This is a genomic window from Ilumatobacter sp. (genome assembly GCF_041688325.1).
Lineage (GTDB): Bacteria > Actinomycetota > Acidimicrobiia > Acidimicrobiales > Ilumatobacteraceae > Ilumatobacter_A.
On the sequence record NZ_JBDNIJ010000386.1, the window covers coordinates 1 to 5,485 of the forward strand.

Annotated in this window: 5 protein-coding genes and 1 pseudogene; all 6 read left to right on the top strand. The window is 60.4% G+C overall.

Annotation, left to right across the window (positions count from 1 at the left end):
* The first annotated feature begins 139 nt into the window (after nucleotides 1-139).
* Complete coding sequence (gene nuoH, locus ACH2EI_RS19415; RefSeq protein WP_395152394.1) at nucleotides 140-1,495, top strand: NADH-quinone oxidoreductase subunit NuoH; 1,356 nt, start codon at nucleotides 140-142, stop codon at nucleotides 1,493-1,495.
* Nucleotides 1,495-2,196, top strand: a complete 702-nt coding sequence (locus tag ACH2EI_RS19420; RefSeq protein WP_395152393.1) for a NuoI/complex I 23 kDa subunit family protein — start codon at nucleotides 1,495-1,497, stop codon at nucleotides 2,194-2,196. Before nuoH ends, ACH2EI_RS19420 begins: the two co-directional genes overlap by 1 nt.
* 4 nt (nucleotides 2,197-2,200) lie before the next feature.
* Entirely contained in the window at nucleotides 2,201-2,803 is a 603-nt protein-coding gene (locus tag ACH2EI_RS19425) for an NADH-quinone oxidoreductase subunit J (protein WP_395152392.1), read from the top strand.
* A gap of 8 nt (nucleotides 2,804-2,811) precedes the next feature.
* Entirely contained in the window at nucleotides 2,812-3,111 is a 300-nt protein-coding gene (nuoK, locus tag ACH2EI_RS19430; protein WP_395152396.1) for an NADH-quinone oxidoreductase subunit NuoK, read from the top strand.
* Nucleotides 3,112-3,113: 2 nt separating this feature from the next.
* Nucleotides 3,114-5,153: an NADH-quinone oxidoreductase subunit L gene (gene nuoL, locus ACH2EI_RS19435; RefSeq protein WP_395152391.1), complete on the top strand. Its 2,040-nt coding sequence runs from the start codon at nucleotides 3,114-3,116 to the stop codon at nucleotides 5,151-5,153.
* Between the two features lie 68 nt (nucleotides 5,154-5,221).
* Nucleotides 5,222-5,485, top strand: a pseudogene (locus ACH2EI_RS19440) (Fe-S-binding domain-containing protein); the annotation flags it as partial.

A 5,485-nucleotide genomic window follows, 5' to 3' on the forward strand; every position in this document is an offset into this window, starting at 1 on the left:
CGGTGCTGCCGGTCGTCGGCAACACCAACGTCCCCCGTGGCGTCGTGTGGGCACCGTTCAACCAGGCCGGAGCTGGCAGTATCGAAGACATCATCGATGCCACTGCTGCCAACACCGACGTTCGAATCGAGCGGATCTGATGCTCACCTCCCAACTTGTCAACGGATATAACGTATATAACGGATATGTGGCCAATGGCCTGGTCGCCATCGACCCCATTACCGAGGGTGGTCTGTTGTGGACGCCGCTGCTGATCATCCTCGTCAAAGTGCTGGTCATCTTCGTACTCGGCCTCGTCGGCACGATGCTGATGGTCTGGTTCGAGCGCAAGATTGTCTCGGGCATGCAGAACCGCGTCGGGCCGAACAAGGCCGGACCGGCTGGGCTGCTCCAGACGCTCGCTGACGGCATCAAGCTCTTCTTCAAAGAAGACCTCCTGCCGAACCGTGCCGACCGGATCGTGTTCCGCTTGGCACCGTTCCTTGCCTTCGTGCCGGCCTTCCTCGTCTGGGCTGTCATTCCGCTCGGTGGCGACTTTTCCCAAAATGCCGACGGGACGTTCAAGGACGGCACCGTCGAAATCTTCGGTCAGGTCACACGACTGCAGCTCGCTGACCCGCCGGTCGGCATCCTGCTCGTCCTCGCGCTCAGCTCGATCGCCGTCTACGGCATCATGCTTGCTGGCTGGGCTTCTGGCTCGAAGTACCCTCTGCTCGGCTCGGTCCGTGCCTCGGCACAGATGATTTCGTACGAAGCAGCACTCGGCCTGAGCCTTGCGGCGGTGCTGCTGTCGTCACGCACCTTGTCGACGTCGGGAATTGTTCAGACTCAGGACCGCTTCGTCGACTGGAATCTGATCACCACCGGCTTGTTGCCGTTCTTCGTGTTCGTCATCGCTACCACGGCCGAGCTCAACCGCCCGCCGTTCGACCTCGTTGAGGCTGAGCAAGAACTCGTCGGTGGCTTCAACACCGAGTATTCAGGCATTCGCTTCGCCCTCTTCTTCCTCGCTGAGTTCATGAACGTCATCACCATGTCCGGCGTGATGGTCACGTTGTTCCTCGGTGGGCCGCAGGGCCTCTTCGACATCCCGATCATCCCGGGCTGGATTGAAGGTTCGGTTTGGTTCATTCTCAAGCTGCTGATGTTCTTGTACATGTACGTTTGGTTCCGTGCAACGCTGCCACGTCTGCGCTACGACCAGTTGATGGACCTCGGCTGGAAGGTTCTCATCCCGATTTCCCTGGGCTGGTTCCTGCTGCTCGCGGCACTCCGCGAGTTCGCCAATGGCGATCGTGTGGCCAGCCTCCGAGTCGTCGCCATCTCATTGGTGATCGGAGCCGCAGCAATGAGCTTGTTCATGGCGGCACTCAGCGTCAGCCGTAAAAATCGTGAGGCAAACAGCACACTGGCGCCAGTGCCCTCCGGATCAACGCCAGCGCAATCAACGACAGCCGGCTCAACGACAGCCGGCTCCGGAAAGGGCTCGAACTGATGGGTTACTTCGAAGGATTTCTGATCCCACTTCGCCAGCACCGCCTCTTTGGCGGCAAGCAGGTGACCACGCAGTACTCCGGTGGTCGCCGCGCCAAGAAGAAGGGCGACTTCACCTCCACGTCACAGGGCGACGAGAAGATCCCGAAGCCCGAGCGGCTACACGGTCGTCACGTCCTGAATCGTTACGAAGACGGCATGGAGAAGTGCATTGGCTGCGAACTGTGCGCCGGTGTCTGCCCCGCCAATTGCATTCACGTGCGTGGTGCCGACAATGACGCCGAGAACCCCACGTCCCCAGGCGAACGCTTCGGCTGGATCTACGAGATCAACTACTTGCGTTGTATTCACTGCGATCTCTGTGTTGAGGCATGCCCGACCGAGGCGATCACAGAGTCGAAGATGTTCGAGTTTTCGTTCACCAATCGACAGGATGCGATTTACACCAAGACTGAACTCGTCGTCGATGACGAGGGCAAGGCCCAGCGCCTTCCCTGGGAAGACTGGCGTGAGGGCGAAGACGACAACACGTCCGGCTGGATGCGCGCCACGTCACCGTCAGGCGACGCCACCTTCGAAGGGGAGGTGGGTTGGAGCAACGAACTCGGCTACGGTCTGCGTGCTCCTGAGCCCAAGCAGGCCGAGCGTGATGCTTCTGAGTATCCCGCAAAATTGTCTGGAATTCGAACGGTAAAACGCTGAACACATGGATACGACATTTCTTGAATATCTCGTCTTTTTCGCGGCTGCCGCGATGGTGCTTGGCGGCGCCATCGGCGTCATCACGTTGAAGAACCCGGTCCACGCTGCTCTCGGCCTGGTGCTCACACTGTTCGGTATCGCCGTGCAGTTCGTTGCTCAGGAAGCGCACTTTCTCGCAGCCGTGCAGATCATCGTCTATGCCGGCGCCATCGTCGTGCTGTTCCTCTTTGTCATCATGCTGCTCGGTGTCGACAATGCAATGGATCTCTCGATCGAACCCATCAAGGTGCAGCGTCCGCTCGCAGCGATCATGGGCCTCGGGCTCGTCTCGCTCCTGACGGCCGCGATCGTCAAGGCCGACGGCGCCACGGTGTTGCCCAATGCGATTGGTGACGGCCTTGACATCGCGACGGTCACCGGTGACAGCGACAGCAACATTAAGCAACTGGCCGAGAACCTCTACGGCGACCACATCTTCGCGTTTGAGCTCACCTCGGTGCTGCTGATCGTCGCCGTTGCCGGCACGGTCGTGCTGACCCGCAAGTGGCCGCGCAACCAGGAAAGAGCAGATGCCGAATCTACGGTCACGCCGGGAGCGTCCAAGTGATCGCTGCCATCGAACCGTCGTGGTACCTCATTCTCGCGGCGCTGCTCTTCAGCATCGGCGCGGTTGGCCTCTTGATCCGCCGCAACCCATTGGTGATGTTCATGTGCATCGAGCTGATGCTCAACGCTGCCAACCTCACCTTTGTTGCGCTCGCCATCAAGCTGGGCGACATCAACGGCCAGACAGCGGTGTTCTTCGTGATGGTCGTTGCGGCCGCCGAAGTCGTGGTCGGCCTCAGCATTATCGTGTCGATCTTGCGCCGCAAGCCGGGCGCCACCGCTGACGACCTCGCGGAATTGAAGGGCTAGTCATGATTGACCTTGTTTGGCTGGTGCCACTTTTCCCGCTCGTTGGCTTCCTGACGATCCTCATTGGAGGCCGCAAGCTCGGTGAGCCGAAGGCTGGCCACTTCGCCACGACGATGGTGCTGCTGTCGTTCGCTGCTGCCGTTGGCATCTTCTTTGACCTGCTGTCGCGGAATGCTGCTGACCGCTCCGAAGTCATCACCCTCTTTTCCTGGGTGCCGGTCGGCGACCTGAAGATCGACATGGCCTTTCTTGTCGATCCGCTGAGTAGCACGATGTTGCTGTTCGTGACGGGTATCGGCTCGCTGATCCACCTGTATTCGATCGGCTACATGCACGGCGACCCGAAGTTCTCCAAGTTCTTTCTCTACCTCAACCTCTTCGTTCTCTCGATGACGTTGCTGGTGCTCGGTTCGAACCTGCTGGTCACCTTCCTTGGCTGGGAAGGCGTCGGGACGTGCTCGTACTTCCTCATCTCCTTCTGGCATACCAAAGATGCGAACGCCTCGGCGGGCAAGAAGGCCTTCGTCACCAACCGCATCGGTGACTTCGGCGTGATGCTTGCGATGTTCCTCGCCTTCGGCGCCGTCGGCTCGATCGACTACGCCGTGATCAACGAGAGCGCTCTCGCTGGCACGCTGACCCAGGCAACCGCCACCGGCATCGCCGCGCTGCTGTTCCTCGGTGCTGTTGGCAAGTCCGCGCAGCTCCCGCTCTACGTCTGGCTGCCCGACGCCATGGCCGGCCCGACTCCCGTCTCGGCGCTGATTCACGCGGCGACGATGGTCACCGCCGGCGTGTTCTTGATGGTCCGCATCAACCCGGTCCTCGGCGCTGCTGCCGACTGGGTCCCAACGCTCATTGCCTACACCGGTGCGATCACCGCACTGTTCGCTGCCACGATCGCGCTGGCGCAGAACGACATCAAGAAGGTGTTGGCCTACTCAACGGTGTCCCAGCTCGGTTACATGTTCCTCGCGGTCGGTACCGGCGCCTACGTGGCGGCAATTTTCCACATGATTACGCACGCCTTCTTTAAGGCGCTGCTCTTCCTTGGTTCGGGTTCGGTCATCCACGGCATGCACGACGAGCAGGACATGCGCAAGATGGGCAAGCTGTTCAAGTTCATGCCGATCACCGCATCGACGTTCATCATCGGCTGGCTCGCCATTGCCGGTGTGCCACCGTTCGCTGGTTTCTGGTCGAAAGACGAGATCCTGGTGTTCGCGCTCGCTGAAAGCCCGATCCTCTACGTGATCGGCATCGTCACGGCGATCCTCACCGCGTTCTACATGACTCGCCAGGTCGTCATGACCTTCTTCGGCGAGCAGAAGTGGGGCTCGCTGGCCAACGCCGAAGAAGCAGCTCACCTCGAGTCCGCTGACCCGAGCAGTGGCGATGCAGAGGCGCCCGTCGAAGCGCCCGCACCCGTGCAAACCCATGGCGCTCACGGCGAGTTCAAGCCGCACGAGTCGCCTCCGACCATGCTCATTCCGCTCGTGGTCCTCGCTGGGCTCTCAATGGTTGGCGGAATCATCCAGCTCCCGTCGCTCGGCATCATCCCGAAGGGCGCTCAGCACAAGCTGCTCGACTGGCTCCACCCGATCGTCGAGTTTGGCGAAGGCCCAGAAGAGCGGGGGATCGGCGAAGCGATCATCAAGGGCACGTGGGCGTACGACAACAAGACGATCCTGATTGCCATCGCTGTTGCGTGTGCGCTCGTCGGCATCGCCGGCGCGTTCGCCGTCTACCAAAAGAAGATGGTCAGGCCGATCGAGCCGAAGCTGTTCGCCGACGGCTGGAACTACGACAACATGATTAGCTGGTTCATGGGCAACCCGGGCCGCAAGAGCTTCGACGGTGTTGCTGAATTCGACACCAAGGTTGTCGATGGTGCAGTCAATGGCGTTGCCACGTTGGTCCGTGAAACGTCGAACCAGGTCCGCAAGGCTCAGACCGGTTATGTGCGTCAATACGCCGGGGTGATCGGCATCGGTGTCGTCCTGCTCCTCGGTTGGTTCGTGGTGATTCGAGGAATTCTTTAATGTCTGGCTTACTTGTTCTTCTCCCCACTAGCGGCCTGCTCGCTGTTGAGGAATCACACGGTGCTGCGATGTCGTTCCCGATTCTCACCATGCTCATCCTCGTGCCGTTCATCGGCGCCGTCGCTGTTGCATTGACCGCCAAGTCGCGTCCCGAAATCACCAAGCTCATTGCCCTGATCGCGTCGGTCGGTACGGCCGCTCTGTCGATCTGGCTGCTGTTTGCCTTCGAGCAGGGCGAGGCTGGCTTCCAGTTCTCGTCGCAGCACGCTTGGATCGAGCAGTGGGGCATTGGCTGGCACCTCGGCGTCGACGGCATCTCGCTGTTCCTCATC